We start from the raw sequence: 15165 nt of genomic DNA on the forward strand, positions 1-15165 counted from the left end.
ACTATGCACTGAACGAATGGCCGCAGCCGCAGGTCCTTGTCGCGTTCGGGTTTTCAAATGTAAATCCTTTTCCGCTCAACCCGTCCTGGTAGTCGAGATTGATTCCGGACAGGTAGGGAAGGCTTCTCTCATCCACGAACACTCTGACTCCTTTAGTGTCGATGACCTTGTCTGTCTCGGCTGCCTTCTCGTCGAAGCCGAGGACGTATGAGAATCCGCTGCACCCTCCGCCTTTCACTCCCATTCTCAATCCGAAAGTGTCGGGTACATTGTTCTCTGCCATCACTTTCTTTATTTCCTGTGCCGCTCTATCTGAAATGTTTATTTCGAACTGGGCTGTTTCGACCTCAGCCATTTTTTCCTCCTGATGATTTATATGTAGACAAATCCATTATGATGATACCGGTTTCCCGCTCGTCTTTGTCTTGAATTCCGGATAATTAACCGTCCATACACCCGATGAAACCGGCTTCAGAATTGAATCTTTTACCATTTCAAATACTAACGCATTCAGTGTGTTTTCAAGTTCCGCATCCGAAATCGAAAATCCGTTTTCTTTAAGGTAATACTTCAGCCCGTACCGGAGATCGCGGTAAAAAACGTTGGAAAGATGGAATATCGGGAATTTTGACCTGAGATACTCAAGGTACTGCTTCTTGGTTGAGCGGACAAATTCAATTTCACGCATCGGGAATGACCTCTGTTGTGTTTAAAAATATAGAACCGAAACTGCAGCAATTCAATGCCCGCAACTTCCATAGGGGTACAGCAGTAAACACACTTGAGTGTTCAGCGAGGGATGGAATTGAAAAAGTACTCTCGACACTAGCCTGAGGATCTCAGGTTAGATTTCTATTAGCATTCTATCTGATTTTGTAACACGATACCTGAGTTGATCATCCGGATCGAAACCTGTCTTCCTGAACTCCAGTTCTCATGAATCGGGCGCAGATTGAATATTACGCCGTAGCTGGCTAAATTCTATTGAAAAATCTGGAGGATTTACATGGCAATTAATGTCGGTATTAATGGTTTCGGACGAATTGGAAGAAACTTTTTCAGGGCTGCTTACAAGAGCAAAGACATCAATGTTGTCGCGGTAAATGACATCACTGATGCGAAGACACTTGCACATCTTTTGAAGTACGACTCGATACTCGGGATATTTGCGGGAAATGTGGCAGCAAAAGAAAATGAAATTTCAGTCGACGGAAAGAGCTTTAAGGTTTTTTCCGAAAAAGATCATCATAACCTTCACTGGAAGGATCTCGGCGTCGATGTGGTCGTCGAGTCGACCGGGCTGAAGCAATTCACTGCCGGTGACGAAGCTAAGACACATCTTGCCAACGGGGCGAAGAAAGTCATCATTACTGCGCCGGCAAAGGTATTCGACATCACCATTGTCCTCGGGGTGAACGATCAATTGTACGACGCTCAGAAACACAATGTCATTTCAAATGCGAGCTGCACGACGAACTGTCTCGCTCCCGTCATAAAGGTTCTGCGCGATTCGTTTGGTATCAAGAAGGGTCTGATGACCACGATACATTCATACACGAATGATCAGCGAATCCTCGATATGCCGCACTCCGATCTACGCCGGGCACGCGCGGCGGCGCTTTCAATGATTCCCACTTCAACCGGAGCAGCAAAGGCGATCGGTCTAGTCATGCCGGACCTCAAAGGCAAACTTGACGGCTTCTCCATGCGAGTGCCGACCCCGAACGTCAGCGTCGTGGACGTGGTCGTCGAAACTGAAAAGCCGACGACTAAGGATGACGTCAACAAAGCCCTCAAGGCAGCGGCCGACGGACCACTGAAGGGAATCCTCGGCTACAGCGAAGAGCCACTTGTCTCGATCGACTACAGGGGAGACCCGAGATCGTCAATCGTGGATGCACTCAGCACGATGGTAATAGACAACATGGTCAAGGTCATTTCCTGGTACGACAACGAGTGGGGCTATTCCAATCGCGTAGTCGACCTCGTCAAGAAAGTCGGATCGAAACTCAACTAATCTAATGTATCCCGTCCCGGGTTATTCCCGGGACGGATGCATCATTTCTCAAGCATCCATCGGGAAAGGGCAGATTGAACTTCATTCTGGTTGCGTCGCTTTTCCTCGCTCCCCACATCAATTCCGGCGGCAAAACGTATACTGCACGCGAAGTCTTCGATAAATGCATATCGCGCGCCGCGGAGAACGACAGCGTTCTTACCGGCAGGGATCTCCAGTTTACACAGAATATGATTTTCGAATCGAGGAGCGGCGACAAAAACACTTTCGTGTTCAAGGTTACGATAAGACACGGAGCCTTCGAAAGGGAACTGGTGTCAAGCGACGTGGCCAACGGCGACAGATTCAACGGCGGCTATGAGGCATTCGACAAGATGTTTCTGCTGTCCCAGTATTTCTCCAAAGGCGACAAGGTCCTATCGTCGTGTGAGCTCGACAAACCCGTTTGCAACGAGTGTTACGGGCTCAACTTCAGCTTTTCGAAGTCGTCCGATTCCGATGATCCGCTCAGTACCGTTTATGCGTCGGTCAATGCGTACACTTACGCCCCTCAGCACATCGAGGAAAAACTCACCGGACTCCCGCTCGGAGTTGAGTTCCGCGATATCGTGGACGTCTCGTACGACAGCAAGCTCGGCGTCTACTTTCCGGAAAATATTGTCATGCATGTCTACGCGAGATTTCTCTTCCTCAAAGGTCAGATCGCGTTGATCACAATCAAGAACGGCGATCTGAGACAGCTGTGAAAACTCTTCTCGCTCTCCTTACGGGACTTTCAATCAGTTTTGAGGGAGTTGCCCAATCTCTTCCGGCGAATGACATAATCGCACGGTCGGAAGTTCTCACGCAAAAAAGCGACAAGAAATCCTGGAACCTGAACGGTACGTTGAAGACCTCAATGAACCTCGCTTCGAGTGTCATAGGAAGGCACTCCAGTGGTTCAGCCGTCTACAGGATCACCGTTACCGACGGGATGGACTCGAGGAACGAACTCATCGAGAAGAGCGATGACAAAGATTCGTCATTTACAAAATTCCTCGCGCGCGAGTCTGAGCGCAGACTGGACAAACCTGCCTTCCGCACATTTGAATCAGCTTACCCCTGGGAACGATATCTCGCCCGGGCAAATGAAAAGAAAACATTCACCGCAGAAATCGTATCGGACACTTCCATGATGGCCGGGAAGAGATGCTACGAGATCCATTTCGAGCTCGATGCTGAAGGAGACTCGCTTAGCGCGGAAGGTGAGGGAATTATCTGGATAGACGCTGCCACGCTGTTTCCGGTCAGAACGTATCACGATTTTTCAGTCAGCGGGACACGCGGGATCGCAGAAGTAAGGTCGTTCAGCGACTTTGCGGAATTGCAGGGGGGAATACCGGTACTTGTCAGGAGCGAAATCCAGACGATGCCGAAATTTCTGTTTCTGAAAATCGGGACAATAAAAATCGTAATTGAACAAACAGACTTCAACCTGGAGTGAAGAAAATGAATACGACATTTAACAAAAAGACTATCGACGATGTGAACGTGAAGGGCAAAAAAGTTCTTGTCAGAGTGGATTTCAATGTGCCGCTCGACGAAAACAAAAACATTACGGATGACAAGCGTATCGTGGAATCACTTCCGACGATCAAGAAAATCCTCAAGGACGGCGGAATTGCTATCCTGATGAGCCATCTCGGACGGCCGAAAGGAAAACCGAAACCTGAATTCTCGCTTGCTCCGGTTGCGAAGAAACTCGGTGAGCTTCTATCCATGAAGGTCACGATGGCTCCTGATTGCGTAGGACCGGAGACGAAGAAAGTGGTATCGTCCGCCAGACCGGGAGATGTTGTGCTTCTTGAAAATCTGCGGTTTCATGCCGAAGAAGAGGCAAACGACGAGAATTTCTCCAAAGAACTTGCGTCACTCGGCGACATTTACGTGAACGACGCCTTTGGAAGTGCCCATCGCGCTCACGCTTCCACGGAAGGAATAACTAAATTCCTGAAGCCCGCAGTCGCCGGATATTTGATGGAGAAGGAGCTACGTTATCTCTCCCAGGCGGTTGGAAATCCCGGACGGCCGTATGTCGCGATCATCGGCGGAGCGAAGATATCCGGGAAGATAGACGTCATTAACAACCTCCTTTCAAAAGTGGACTCCCTTATCATCGGCGGCGGAATGATGTTCACATTTTACAAAGCTATGGGGAAAGAGATCGGCAATTCGATTCTCGAAGCAGACAAGGTCGATCTTGCAAAGGAACTGATCGCCAAGACGAAATCAGGCGGCGCGAAGCTTTTATTCCCGACCGACTGTGTCGTTGCCGAGAAGTTCGAGAACGGCGCAGCGAAGAAAACGGTCAGCGTCGACTCGATTCCACAAGGTTGGTTCGGAATGGACATCGGACCGAAGAGCATCGAGACATTCAGGGCCGAAATTGTGAAAGCGAAGACCGTGGTCTGGAACGGCCCGATGGGAGTATTCGAGATGTCGAACTTCGAGGCCGGGACTAGAGCGGTAGCGGAAGCGATGGCCGAAGCGACCAGGAAAGGCGCATCAACAATAGTCGGAGGTGGAGATTCCGCAGCTGCGATCGCGAAGTTCGGTCTCGAGAGCAAGGTCTCTCACGTTTCCACGGGCGGCGGAGCGTCACTCGAATTCCTCGAAGGAAAAATTCTTCCGGGAGTCGCGGCACTTGACAATAAGTAATTGGTTTGAAACGGATGGAGACGCGATATTGTTTACTAACGTGAAGGAAATATGAGTTATAACACGAATTATTCGGGCTATTACACGCCTCCGTCCAGTTTCAGATTTTTCCCGAAAGGGATGAAGTTCCTCCTCGTGTCGAATGTCGTCATATTCCTGTTTCAACTTTTCCTGGAACTCGGATTTCGGATTGGTGACTTTGTCCTCTATGATTTCTTCTTCAGAGTTTTCGCGCTGTACCCGCTGGGCAATGGGTTTCTTGTATGGCAGCTCGTCACTTATATGTTCCTCCACGGCGGTTTCTTCCACATTTTCTTCAACATGCTCGCCTTGTGGTTTTTCGGCGTCGAGCTTGAAAATATATGGGGCACAAAGAGATTTCTTACGTACTATTTTCTTTGCGGTGTCGGTGCAGGTATTTCGAACCTGGTGATCACGCCGTTGTTCACTACGCCCGAGCCCACAATCGGAGCTTCAGGAGCGATATACGGGGTACTCCTCGCGTTTGGCATGCTCTTTCCCGACGCACCGGTCTTTGTCTATTTCCTCTTCCCGATAAAAGCAAAATATTTTGTTTCGATTTTCATCGCGATAGAATTGTGGACCGGGGTAACCGGTGCGCAGGGCGGTATTGCTCACTTTGCTCACCTGGGAGGGGCCCTTGTCGGATTCATCTATCTTCTGGTTTATCGCAGATCGATTCCGGCGTTCGACAGGCTCTCCGATTTCCTGAAGCGATCGGGTAGGAATCTCGGAAACAGCTTCAAGAGGCAGGGGAAGACTTACGGCGACAAAACGGTAATTTCAGATGTCAGGTACCGGGATGTGGGCCAGCGACGCAAACCTGATAAGGATGTGGATCAATCCAGACTGGACGAGATACTCGACAAGATCAGCGCGTCTGGTTACGACTCGCTTTCGGAAGAGGAAAAGAATATTTTGTTTAAGGCGAGCAAGAAACTAAATTGAAGCACCATAGAGGGAAGAGGATATGATGATAGATCTGCCTGTCATTTCAGATAAATCACACGAAGTCTACGAGGTTCAACAGAAGTTTCCCCTCCGCAAGTCGAGGCGTGTTCATATTGGAAACGTACCGGTCGGAGGAGGTGCTCCGATCTCTGTCCAGACGATGACGAAGACAAAAACTTCCGACATCGACGCGACGGTGAAACAGATTGTCGAATCTGCCGAGGCTGGATGCGACATCGTACGTGTTACTGTTAACGACAAAGAGGCAGCCGAAGCGATCGGCGAGATCGTGAAACAGTCGCCTATCCCTGTCGTCGCGGACATCCATTTCAATCATGTATTTGCGCTCAGGGCGCTGGAAGGCGGAGTCGCGAAAGTCCGTCTCAACCCGGGGAACATCGGCAGTGTCGACAGGATCCGCCAGGTGCTGAATCTTGCCAAGGAACGAAAAGTACCGATCAGGATCGGTGTGAACTCGGGTTCACTCGAAAAGGATATTCTTGAGAAACACGGATATCCTACTGCGGAAGCTCTTTACGAGAGCGCGATGAGGCATGCTGGAATTTGCGAGGAAAATGATTTTCATGACGTGATCATTTCCGTGAAGTCGACGGATGTGAGATTGATGATCGAAGCGTACCGCTTAATCGCACAGAGGACCGATTACCCGCTACACCTCGGCGTGACGGAAGCGGGACCAACGCGAGTCGGGACCATAAAATCATCGGTCGGGATCGGGACACTGCTCGCCGAAGGGATTGGCGACACAATAAGAGTTTCATTAACTGACGATCCCGTAAGAGAAGTTGAAGTGGGAAAAGAAATCCTGCGTTCTCTCGGATTGGCGACCAGGAATATAGAGTTGATCGCCTGTCCGACCTGCGGCCGCTTGGATGTTGATCTTTTTTCGATTACGAAACAGCTTGAAGACCGGCTGTCCGGGATGAAGAAGCCTGTTAAGATCGCGCTACTCGGATGCGTCGTGAACGGGCCCGGTGAAGCGAGCGAGGCAGATATCGGTGTAGCTTGCGGCAAGGGAGTCGGAATCCTCTATAGAAAAGGCGAAGTCGTCCGCCGCGTGAAAGAAGAAGAGATTGTCGACGCCGTGGTCGAAGAAGTCGGGAAGTTTCAACCTGAAGACTGAAAATGAGATGTGTCTTCTGTGATATTGCAGAAGGGAAATCGCCCGCCGATTTCGTAATCAAAGACAATGAAGTTGTCGCTATCCGCGACGCGCATCCTGTTGCACCCGTCCACATTCTTGTCATACCCAAAAAGCATATACCGTCTTTAGTCGATGTTGATGGCGACTCAGAGTTGATCTCAAAAATGATTTCCACAGCCGTCATCGTCGCGAAAAAAGTGAATATTTCCGGCCGTGGATTCAGACTGGTCTGGAATTGCCGCGCAGAGGGAGGCCAGACGGTGGACCACATCCACCTGCACCTTATCGGAGGCCGGCAGATGAAATGGCCCCCGGGATAAGATGAACCGAATCATAATTCTCGCCTGGTTTTCGCCAGCAGTCTTCATGGCGATAGCATTTTATGTCCTCTTCAGGAGCGAGATACCCCTCGAAGCAAAAATAATCCTCACTGCTCTTCCTCTTGCGATCTGGTTTATCGGGAGTGTTGCCGTTTACCGCGAGTACCGTAACGATCGGGAAGATGACCGCCGGCAGGAGGAGATCTTGAAGGAGGCCAGAAGAATACTCTCAGCGAAAGAAGGGCGCGGGGCTGGCGTCAGCGAAGTATCACCCAAGACACAGTCAGGGCGCGGCGGTTCCGGAGAATCGTCTCGCGGTTCGCCCGGTAAAGACAGGAAAATCTGAATTCGCCCTTTAATCCCGATGCTCGAAGTCGTTGCGTGTAACCCAATTTCCTTGGTTGAAGACGTGCAATTCCGGATCGCGAGCGCAAGGAGCCGGTTAATTCAACACCTCAGCGAGATCGACAATCAAAAGCGGAATTAATTATGCACCAATCTGATTTTTCACAATGGTTCTGGTATATCGCGGTTTCTTATAGCATAATTTCCGCTTTGGTATCCGCTGTGATCGCGCGGACAAAGCAGAGAGACCAGGGCAACTGGTTTTTACTCGGGATTATTTTTGGAATTTTCGCGATTAGCGCGCTCCTCCTCATGAAGAAATTACCCGACGAGCTGGCACCGGGGAATAATCTTCTTCTTAATCCTGACCGCCATCTTCGAAGTGGATGGCGGGTAATTATTTTTCTTGTGATTTCACTTGTCGTTAACTCTCTGCTCGTATCGCTCGCAAGATTGTCGCGTGTTGTCCCGGAACCATCGATCCTTTTCCTTTTTTACATTGCCGTTCTCGTCTCGACCGTCGTTATGATAAAGTATATCGACAGCCGCCGGTTTGTGTCTGTAGGATTCCCGTATCATGGTGCGATATTCCGCGAGATCGGATTGGGCTTCCTGATCGGAACGGTCATGATTTGCCTCGTGGGCGGATTTGAGATTGCTTTTGGGGCAGTGAAGCTGAGTCTCCGATCCAATTTGAGCATCATCCTCCTCGTGAGAAATTTCGGTCTCAGCTTTCTCTTCTTCGGATTTTTCGCCCTCGGTGAGGAGCTGTTGTTCAGAGGATACCCATTCCAGGCATTGATCGAAGGGATGGGAAATGTCGGCGCGATAATCTTTATGAGCGTGATATTCGGGCTCCTCCATTCGGGAAATCCGGAAGCCACCGTGTTCTCGACCGCGAACACAATTCTGGCGGGCGTCTGGCTGAGCGTCGCGTATTTGAAAACACGGACTCTTTATTTCCCATTCGGTGCCCACTTCGCATGGAATTTAGTGCAGAGCTTTTTCCTTTCGCTGCCTGTCAGCGGTCTCCTGACGAACAGGACGATATTCGTTCCCACTGACTTCGGTCCCGATTGGTTTACAGGTGGGCGATATGGACCAGAAGCTGGTGTCGGCACAACCGTAGTGCTGATCGCCGCCACAGTCTTTTTCATTCTCGATAAACGGATTAAACCTGCTTACGATTATGTCGCATTAAAAGAGAGAGTTGCGGCGAAGTAACGACTTCATCGGACCTCGATTAGAACGGTGATAGCAACAATCTAAATGCGACTTGCAAGGGTGAGCATTTAACTGACATTTCAGACGGATGATTGATCCCGGAAAGATTCCGTGACAGCAATTTTCCTGATGTAAGGGGAATTACTTCTTCCTTTTCACAACGAGGAGCGTCATGTCGTCGAACTGGGGAGTATCTGCGACGTGGATGTTCACGCCATTTAGAATCTCTTCCAAGATTTTGCCGGCGGAAAGACCCAAAGAGTTTCTTGCCAGCGTCTCGATCTGTTCCTGCCCGAACCGCTCATCCTTCGAATTGGTCGCGTCCTGAACCCCATCCGAATAAATGATCAGCACATCGCCCTCTTTGAAGTGGACCGTCTCCTCTTCGTACGGGAAATGGTCGACAATACCCAACGGCACTCCGCCAGCCGTCAGACGCACCGTGTCGTGCGCCTTTCTCAGGAAGAAAGGCTCTTCGTGGCCGGCATTCGTGTAGCGAAGAGTATTTTTGCCGGCGTCGATGATGCCGTAGAAAAGTGTGGCGAACTTGTCCGACGCAGTCGATTTAAAAAGGAGATTGTTCGCGTGCTTCACACAATTGTTTGCCGTCGTGTTTACTCTGGAATACGCCCGGACTGTCGCCTGGACGTTCGCCATGAGGAGGGACGCGGGCATTCCTTTTCCTGAAACGTCACCGAGCGAAATCGCGAGAGAGCCGTCTTCGAGAGGGATGAAATCGTAAAGGTCACCGGCAACTGTTTTAGCGGGAATTGATCTGGCCGCAAACTCGTAGCCTTCAAGGATCGGAAGCTCCTTGGGGAGGAGTCCCACCTGAACCGCATGAGCAGCGTTGAGCTCTTTCTCGAGTGCGAGCTTGTTTCTCTCCTCTTCGTACAGTCGTGCCTTCTCGATCGCGATCGCAGCGTGCGCGGAAAGGGCGTTGATCGCGTTTTCGTCTTCGGCTGTGAATGTCCCGTCACGTTTGTTCAAAAGTTGAAAAATCCCGACTATCTTTCCGTCTTTGTTCCTCATAGGCATGCAAAGGATAGTCTTGGTGTGATAACCCGTCTTCTTGTCGACTTCCGGGTTGAAGCGCGCGTCGAGGTACGCATCAGGAATGTTCAGCGTGTCGCCGGTAGCTGCGACGAAACCGGCAATCCCTTTGCCGATAGGAAGCCGGATGTGGACGGGCTTCGATGCCTCGAGAACCTTTGACCAGAGCTCCTGTCTTTTCTCGTCGACAAGATATACAGTGCCGCCGTCTCCATCCACAATCTTTAGAGCAGTCTCGAGGATAATCTTCAGGAGCTCGTCAAGATCGAGAGCAGAGTTGATCAGCTTTGAAGCTTCTATGATTCGTTCGAGTCTCCTGACGTCGGTAACGAGATGGCGGGTGCTCCTCTCAAGCTCCTGGATGAAATGATTGTTCTGCGATCTCATCCTTATCGAAGTGATCAGAAGGAGCCTGAGCGCAAACGGGTGACTTGAATCGAGGAGCCAGTCGAAATCTCTTTTCCCGAGAACAAAAGTCGTGCAGTCGTCGATCGCCGAAACTTTTCCGGTGCGAGGCCGGCCGTCGATGAGGGAGATTTCGCCGAAGAAGTCTCCGCTGTGGAGGAGGGCAAGCCGGAATTCATCTCCGAACCTCGTTCGCCTAGTTACCTTCACCCGGCCTTCAGCGATAAGATGAAGTTCGCTTCCCTCGCTTTCGTCCTCGAGTATTACTTCGCCCGCCAGATAATGTCTCTCCTGAAGTCGCGGCTTAACAGCCTGGAATTGTTCGTCCGTCAGGTTTTCAAGGAGAATGTTCAGGCGGAGGCGGTCGTAAATAGAAACCACTAGATGTTTCCTTTGTGGAAAGACACCAAGGACCCGTATGAATCATAAACAGCCGAAATTGCTGTCGTTTGGTTTGGACCGACTCTGTTCACTTCATGAAAATAACAAATCGAATGTTTAAAGAAAACAGGTACATGGAACGTAATTTCCAGAAATGCCGACTAACTGGTTCGCGCTCGGGCGATCGAGTATCAAGAAAAAGAGAAGATGCCAGCGAATGAGACGGTCTCTAAGAATCCAATCTATCGCGAAGTGGTACAGAAAATTTCCGGACGATTCTGATTCCGCGAGCCGCTATTGATGCGCCAGGTTAACTTTGAGCCAGAAGTCTATTTGTTTCGGTCTTTCCGTCTGACTGTTCCCGCGGCCATATCCTCCGCGCCCGCCCCTCATTCCACCGCCGCCTTCATTGCCGGGCATTCCTTCTCCTCCACCTTCGCCTCCCTCACCACCTTCTCCTCCTTCATTTCCGCGGCCGCGTCCCGTTCGTTCACCTCCGGATCGCTGTTCAAACTTGCCGCCTTCTATGCCAATTCCAACCTGCGAGCCATCGGCATTGATTGCATATGGATGTTCGGGTGAGGAGTGCAAGGGGACCTGGAGTTCGTACGTCAGCCCGTCGCGGTTGTTGCCGATCTGAAGCGCGATACCTTTGGCGTCGGCGATACTGAGCCTGACGGGACCATTTTCATTTACACCTAAGACTTCAAATTCGTTGGGTGAGCTTTCCATGAACCCGCCCGAATTTTCCTGGCCGTTTTCCTGACCATTATTCGGAGGTGGAGTGTAATTTCCGCCTTCACGCCGCCCGATGGGAAAGTGGATGCCGAATTTTTGGTGAGAGCCGCCCGAAGGGTCAAGCCAGACGGTCAGTCCGAGTCCCATTATCTGGAATGACTGCTGACGGTTTGTTGCCTTCAGGATCACGTAAAGGTAGTTGCTGTCGTTGCGAACCCCGGCTGTCATCTGCGCATCGGAAATATAAAACATCGTGTCTCCCCAGTCGTTGTCCTTCCCGTCGACGACGATCTGGTTGCTGTTCCACGCGCTCTTTACGAGGAGCATGCTTGTGCAGCCGGTCAATGAGTAAGCCAGTACCACTGGCAAGAGGATGAAAACGAATCTCAAACGATGCATCAAAACTCTCCTGTTCATTAGGATAAAATGAAATTCTGTTCGGGCGACCAACTCTACTTTGAGATGTTTTGGAACAAAAGAGTTTAATAAGTCGCGTTCGTTCAAATCAAGGGGGAGCAGAACCATATTGATTGAAGGGCACGGGAGGGCTATATTACGAAACAATTTCCGAGCACAGCAACATATGGTCGGAAGTTTTCTTTTTATGCTTGAAGCCCGGGTGGCGAAATTGGCAGACGCGCTAGATTCAGGGTCTAGTGGCCGCAAGGTTGTGCAGGTTCGAGTCCTGTCCCGGGCACGAAAATTTGAACGGATCTGTGGGTTTCTCTAAGCACTCTCTACTTTTCCATCCTTGTTTCCATTTCCTATGTACCATTTCCTAACCGGTAGTTCCTTTTTCTCAAACATTATTGCTGCGTTCCTTAGCGCTTCGACTCTGACTTTTGCGTAGATCATGGTTGTGTTTATGTCAGAGTGACCAAGAATCTTACTGACGGTCAACACGTCCACTCCCATATCTATAAGTCGAGTTGCGAAAGCGTGTCATTACAACACCGTCAGACCACACAGTTCACTTGGTTACTGACCACCAGCTCCACAAGCTTTTTATCCGCGTCAGGTTGCCAATGCCTGACCGGATCACTAATTTCAAATTGGTACATTAGTCGGGGGCAGGTCAATTTTATATATAGTTCTTGCTCCATGCCGCCGTCATTTAATATTTCATGGAACGGCGCCACTGCGTGATGCGGCACGCGTTAGGCGCCAGCAGCTATTCAACCAGGACCATCACAATGAGTATACTACTGTTCATCGATTATGAAATCTATGAGGGTACGTGTTAACATGAGGAATCAATTCTTATCACGCATTTCATTCGCAATAGTTATTGCTCTGTTCAGTTCCTGCGCTTCCATTCCTAAACTACCCGACAAAGTCGAAAATATTTTGGAATTTGAGGATTACATGAACAAATTAGTAGAATCCGGTGCTCCTCCCGGGATGTCTTTAGTGGTGGTGAAGAACGACAGTATTGTTTATGCCAAAGGTTTCGGCTGGGCTGACGAACCACGGAAAATCCACGCTACGCCAACGACAGTGTATCACTGGTGGTCATGCACAAAAATTGCTACCGCAATTGCCATCCTCCAACTTCAGGAAAAGGGAAAGCTCTCTTTAAATGATTCGGTCGTGCGGTATCTTCCATTCTTCAAAGTAAAGTATCCTTCCGACACCAGCAAGCGGGTAACCATTCTGAATCTCCTCAACCATACTTCAGGATTACCGGACCCGTCCGCGTTTACATTCGTTCGCTGGGTTCATCACGACGAAGATCCTCCTGTTAATCAAACTGATTTCATAATGAAAGAGCTTCCGGATTACTCTAAGCTGAAGTTTGAGCCTGGAGACCATTCTGAATATTCCAACATCGGTTATATGGTGTTGGGTGCCATTATTGAAAAAGTAACTGCCATGGCGTATGAAGATTATATTCGTCAAAATATTCTTCAACCTCTTGGAATGAATCACACAGATTTTCTTTACATGAAAAAAACAGAATCGGATGAAGCGGCAGGCAGTCATCCGACATTTAATTTGATGACTCCGTTACTTTATATCATGGCGCCATCATATATTCGGGAAACCCATTGGAGCCATCTCTGGATGAAACGAGTTTATACAGACCAAACCCCACCCACGGGTCTCATTGGGTCCGCGACAGACGCAGCCAGACTGGTCGCTGCATATCTGAATGGCGGAGTGCTGGATGGCCGACGAATACTTTCGCAGGAATCAATAGCAACAATGACGTATCGGTGGCAAATAGGGTCAAAGAATGATGATTCGCTAAATTACCGCAGGCAGGGAATCGGTTGGCAAATCTATGGTAAATCCGGGCGATGGGTTCTTACACATGACGGCGGCGGCCCAGGCTTTTCTACGAAAATTCAATTGTATCCAGATGAACATCTCGGATTTGTTCTCTTCACAAATGACGTTACGTGCGAACCCTGGAAAATAATTAACTTAGCTGCTACCCTAAAATGGTGAAACGAATCTGTAAGTACTTAGATATGACCTGATGCCGCACGGCGATTCAACAAATCTTTTATCGAGTGGAAAATCGAGCAGGACTTCTGCCAACTAGGACAAGGTGGCTGCTGGCGCCCAACAAGCCGGACAAAGACGCTTGTCATTCGTATAAATGGAACTCGCCCGCCTTCCGCAAGTCCCGCCTTGCGGGACGGCGGACAGGCTTCACGGCGCACAGATCATAGGCTGCGAGGAGCGCGGCACGACTTTGTCCCGCGAGACGTTAGCGGAAATTGTTTTGTGCATGACTACAAACTTTGAAGTTTCAAGAAAGGAGAATCTTATGACGAAAGTATTCCTATTTGTCGTTTCTTTTTTCCTTTTCCATAACGTCCAGTGTCAAGCTTTGGACACCACCATCGAACATAACGATGCAAAGATACACTTCAAGACTGTCGGAGAAGGGAGACCAATTCTCCTTTTGGCTGGTGGACCAGGTTTATCCTTCGATTACCTCGTACCAGTGGCCCAAGGTCTTGCAAAATCCTTTCGGTGCATCCTGGTGGATGAACGAGGCACGGGCAAATCTGCTGTTCAGACTTATGACACTACAACTATAACAGTTTCTTTAACTATCGAGGATCTTGAATACCTTCGAAATTACCTTGGGTATAAAGATTGGTTTGTGCTCGGCAGTTCAGTAGGCGGCTATGTAGCGTCGAGCTATGCGTGCGCTTATCCAAAATCAGTCTCCGCGCTTGTGTTGGTTGGCTCGGCCGGATTTAATTCAAGCTTGTGGGCTTATTACGGTGCCAACATCTGGTGCCGACTACTCCCCTCTGACCAGCAACTTTCTGAATCTTGGAGCGATTCAGCCGTTGTTGCGAAAGATCCGAGACATGCAGGGATGGAATATTTGAAAGCCATCCTGCCTGCCTTTTTCTACGATCGTTTGAACTGTGTGCGTTGGATGCCGTACATGAAAGATGAGTGGTATAATCTTGATGTTGCCAACCTTATATCGCACGACATGGCAAAGGACGACATAACTGAAAAAAGTCGAGCTTACAAAAATCCTGTGCTTGTTTTGCAGGGAAGGCAAGACCAAGTGGGGGAGTCAATGCCGTACATTATATCACAGACCTATCCGAATTCCAAACTTGTATTTATCAATAAGTGTGGACATCTCCCTTGGCTTGAGCAGCCGAAGATTTTCTATGACGCCGTCGAGACCTTTCTCAGTGAGAAGAAGTGAGACTGACAAAACAACTTCGGCTAACAGGACCCATATTGAAAGTGGAAAGTGAAGCAGAAGTGAGTTAGATGATATACAGGAAAACCTCCTCGTCGCAAATTAGATTAGGGAACGATGTTCCCCTAATAATTAACGGGCTCAAGGCCCAGTACTGCACTAT

General features: G+C 49.4%; 15 protein-coding genes, 1 tRNA gene and 1 pseudogene. 12 read left to right on the forward strand and 5 right to left on the reverse strand.

Annotation, left to right across the window (positions count from 1 at the left end):
• Window position 1: 1 nt before the first annotated feature.
• Both erpA and VIS48_07070 read right to left on the reverse strand, forming a co-directional pair.
• The gene (gene erpA, locus VIS48_07065) at window positions 2-355 is read right to left on the reverse strand and encodes an iron-sulfur cluster insertion protein ErpA (protein HEY9165907.1); all 354 of its coding nucleotides are present in this window, start codon (window positions 353-355) and stop codon (window positions 2-4) included.
• 36 nt (window positions 356-391) lie between these two features.
• Window positions 392-688: a hypothetical protein gene (locus tag VIS48_07070; protein ID HEY9165908.1), complete on the reverse strand. Its 297-nt coding sequence runs from the start codon at window positions 686-688 to the stop codon at window positions 392-394.
• A 318-nt stretch (window positions 689-1006) separates the two neighbouring features.
• Between VIS48_07070 and gap the strand changes: the two genes are divergently transcribed.
• The 9 genes from gap to VIS48_07115 all read left to right on the forward strand — a co-directional run bounded on the left by gap (window position 1007) and on the right by VIS48_07115 (window position 8740).
• Window positions 1007-2017: a type I glyceraldehyde-3-phosphate dehydrogenase gene (gap, locus tag VIS48_07075; GenBank protein ID HEY9165909.1), complete on the forward strand. Its 1011-nt coding sequence runs from the start codon at window positions 1007-1009 to the stop codon at window positions 2015-2017.
• A gap of 74 nt (window positions 2018-2091) precedes the next feature.
• A complete protein-coding gene (locus tag VIS48_07080; GenBank protein ID HEY9165910.1) occupies window positions 2092-2763 on the forward strand; it encodes a hypothetical protein in 672 nt (223 codons plus the stop codon).
• Complete coding sequence (locus VIS48_07085) at window positions 2760-3500, forward strand: hypothetical protein (GenBank protein ID HEY9165911.1); 741 nt, start codon at window positions 2760-2762, stop codon at window positions 3498-3500. The genes VIS48_07080 and VIS48_07085 overlap by 4 nt, the downstream gene beginning before the upstream one ends.
• Window positions 3501-3505: 5 nt before the next feature.
• Window positions 3506-4714: a phosphoglycerate kinase gene (locus VIS48_07090; GenBank protein HEY9165912.1), complete on the forward strand. Its 1209-nt coding sequence runs from the start codon at window positions 3506-3508 to the stop codon at window positions 4712-4714.
• Window positions 4715-4765: 51 nt separating this feature from the next.
• The gene (locus VIS48_07095) at window positions 4766-5683 is read left to right on the forward strand and encodes a rhomboid family intramembrane serine protease (protein HEY9165913.1); all 918 of its coding nucleotides are present in this window, start codon (window positions 4766-4768) and stop codon (window positions 5681-5683) included.
• A 22-nt stretch (window positions 5684-5705) separates the two neighbouring features.
• Complete coding sequence (ispG, locus tag VIS48_07100; protein HEY9165914.1) at window positions 5706-6830, forward strand: flavodoxin-dependent (E)-4-hydroxy-3-methylbut-2-enyl-diphosphate synthase; 1125 nt, start codon at window positions 5706-5708, stop codon at window positions 6828-6830.
• Between the two features lie 2 nt (window positions 6831-6832).
• Window positions 6833-7171 (forward strand): HIT domain-containing protein, encoded by a 339-nt coding sequence (locus VIS48_07105; protein HEY9165915.1) that lies wholly within the window; start codon window positions 6833-6835, stop codon window positions 7169-7171.
• Window position 7172: 1 nt separating this feature from the next.
• On the forward strand, window positions 7173-7517 hold the full coding sequence (locus VIS48_07110) for a hypothetical protein (GenBank protein ID HEY9165916.1): 345 nt from the start codon (window positions 7173-7175) through the stop codon (window positions 7515-7517).
• A 143-nt stretch (window positions 7518-7660) separates the two neighbouring features.
• Window positions 7661-8740 carry a type II CAAX endopeptidase family protein gene (locus VIS48_07115; GenBank protein HEY9165917.1) on the forward strand — a complete coding sequence of 360 codons (1080 nt, stop codon included), beginning with the start codon at window positions 7661-7663 and terminating at the stop codon, window positions 8738-8740.
• A 141-nt stretch (window positions 8741-8881) separates the two neighbouring features.
• On the opposite strand, the gene VIS48_07120 is transcribed toward VIS48_07115, so the two are convergent.
• Together VIS48_07120 and VIS48_07125 are read right to left on the reverse strand one after the other, a co-directional pair.
• Window positions 8882-10579, reverse strand: a complete 1698-nt coding sequence (locus VIS48_07120) for a SpoIIE family protein phosphatase (GenBank protein HEY9165918.1) — start codon at window positions 10577-10579, stop codon at window positions 8882-8884.
• A gap of 294 nt (window positions 10580-10873) precedes the next feature.
• Window positions 10874-11716 carry a hypothetical protein gene (locus tag VIS48_07125; protein HEY9165919.1) on the reverse strand — a complete coding sequence of 281 codons (843 nt, stop codon included), beginning with the start codon at window positions 11714-11716 and terminating at the stop codon, window positions 10874-10876.
• Window positions 11717-11930: 214 nt separating this feature from the next.
• On the opposite strand from VIS48_07125, the gene VIS48_07130 reads away from it, so the two are divergent.
• A tRNA-Leu gene (locus tag VIS48_07130) sits at window positions 11931-12014 on the forward strand.
• A gap of 29 nt (window positions 12015-12043) precedes the next feature.
• Here the strand turns inward: VIS48_07130 and VIS48_07135 are convergent.
• A pseudogene (locus tag VIS48_07135) lies at window positions 12044-12247 on the reverse strand (tyrosine-type recombinase/integrase).
• A gap of 435 nt (window positions 12248-12682) precedes the next feature.
• Between VIS48_07135 and VIS48_07140 the strand changes: the two are divergent.
• The gene (locus tag VIS48_07140) at window positions 12683-13768 is read left to right on the forward strand and encodes a serine hydrolase domain-containing protein (GenBank protein ID HEY9165920.1); all 1086 of its coding nucleotides are present in this window, start codon (window positions 12683-12685) and stop codon (window positions 13766-13768) included.
• A 325-nt stretch (window positions 13769-14093) separates the two neighbouring features.
• Window positions 14094-15005: an alpha/beta hydrolase gene (locus VIS48_07145; protein ID HEY9165921.1), complete on the forward strand. Its 912-nt coding sequence runs from the start codon at window positions 14094-14096 to the stop codon at window positions 15003-15005.
• Window positions 15006-15165 lie beyond the last annotated feature (160 nt).

The sequence above is a fragment of the Candidatus Kryptoniota bacterium genome, from assembly GCA_036567965.1.
In the GTDB taxonomy this organism is placed as follows: Bacteria; Bacteroidota; Ignavibacteria; order Kryptoniales; family JAKASW01; genus JAKASW01.

Excerpts from the sequence above, each read along its gene's own strand:
- erpA (HEY9165907.1), bottom strand. The coding sequence starts at position 355 with ATGGCTGAGGTCGAAACAGCCCAGTTCGAAATAAACATTTCAGATAGA.
- VIS48_07070 (HEY9165908.1), bottom strand. The coding sequence starts at position 688 with ATGCGTGAAATTGAATTTGTCCGCTCAACCAAGAAGCAGTACCTTGAG.
- gap (HEY9165909.1), top strand. The coding sequence starts at position 1,007 with ATGGCAATTAATGTCGGTATTAATGGTTTCGGACGAATTGGAAGAAAC.
- VIS48_07090 (HEY9165912.1), top strand. The coding sequence starts at position 3,506 with ATGAATACGACATTTAACAAAAAGACTATCGACGATGTGAACGTGAAG.
- VIS48_07095 (HEY9165913.1), top strand. The coding sequence starts at position 4,766 with ATGAGTTATAACACGAATTATTCGGGCTATTACACGCCTCCGTCCAGT.
- ispG (HEY9165914.1), top strand. The coding sequence starts at position 5,706 with ATGATGATAGATCTGCCTGTCATTTCAGATAAATCACACGAAGTCTAC.
- VIS48_07105 (HEY9165915.1), top strand. The coding sequence starts at position 6,833 with ATGAGATGTGTCTTCTGTGATATTGCAGAAGGGAAATCGCCCGCCGAT.
- VIS48_07110 (HEY9165916.1), top strand. The coding sequence starts at position 7,173 with ATGAACCGAATCATAATTCTCGCCTGGTTTTCGCCAGCAGTCTTCATG.
- VIS48_07115 (HEY9165917.1), top strand. The coding sequence starts at position 7,661 with ATGCACCAATCTGATTTTTCACAATGGTTCTGGTATATCGCGGTTTCT.
- VIS48_07125 (HEY9165919.1), bottom strand. The coding sequence starts at position 11,716 with ATGCATCGTTTGAGATTCGTTTTCATCCTCTTGCCAGTGGTACTGGCT.
- VIS48_07140 (HEY9165920.1), top strand. The coding sequence starts at position 12,683 with ATGAACAAATTAGTAGAATCCGGTGCTCCTCCCGGGATGTCTTTAGTG.
- VIS48_07145 (HEY9165921.1), top strand. The coding sequence starts at position 14,094 with ATGACGAAAGTATTCCTATTTGTCGTTTCTTTTTTCCTTTTCCATAAC.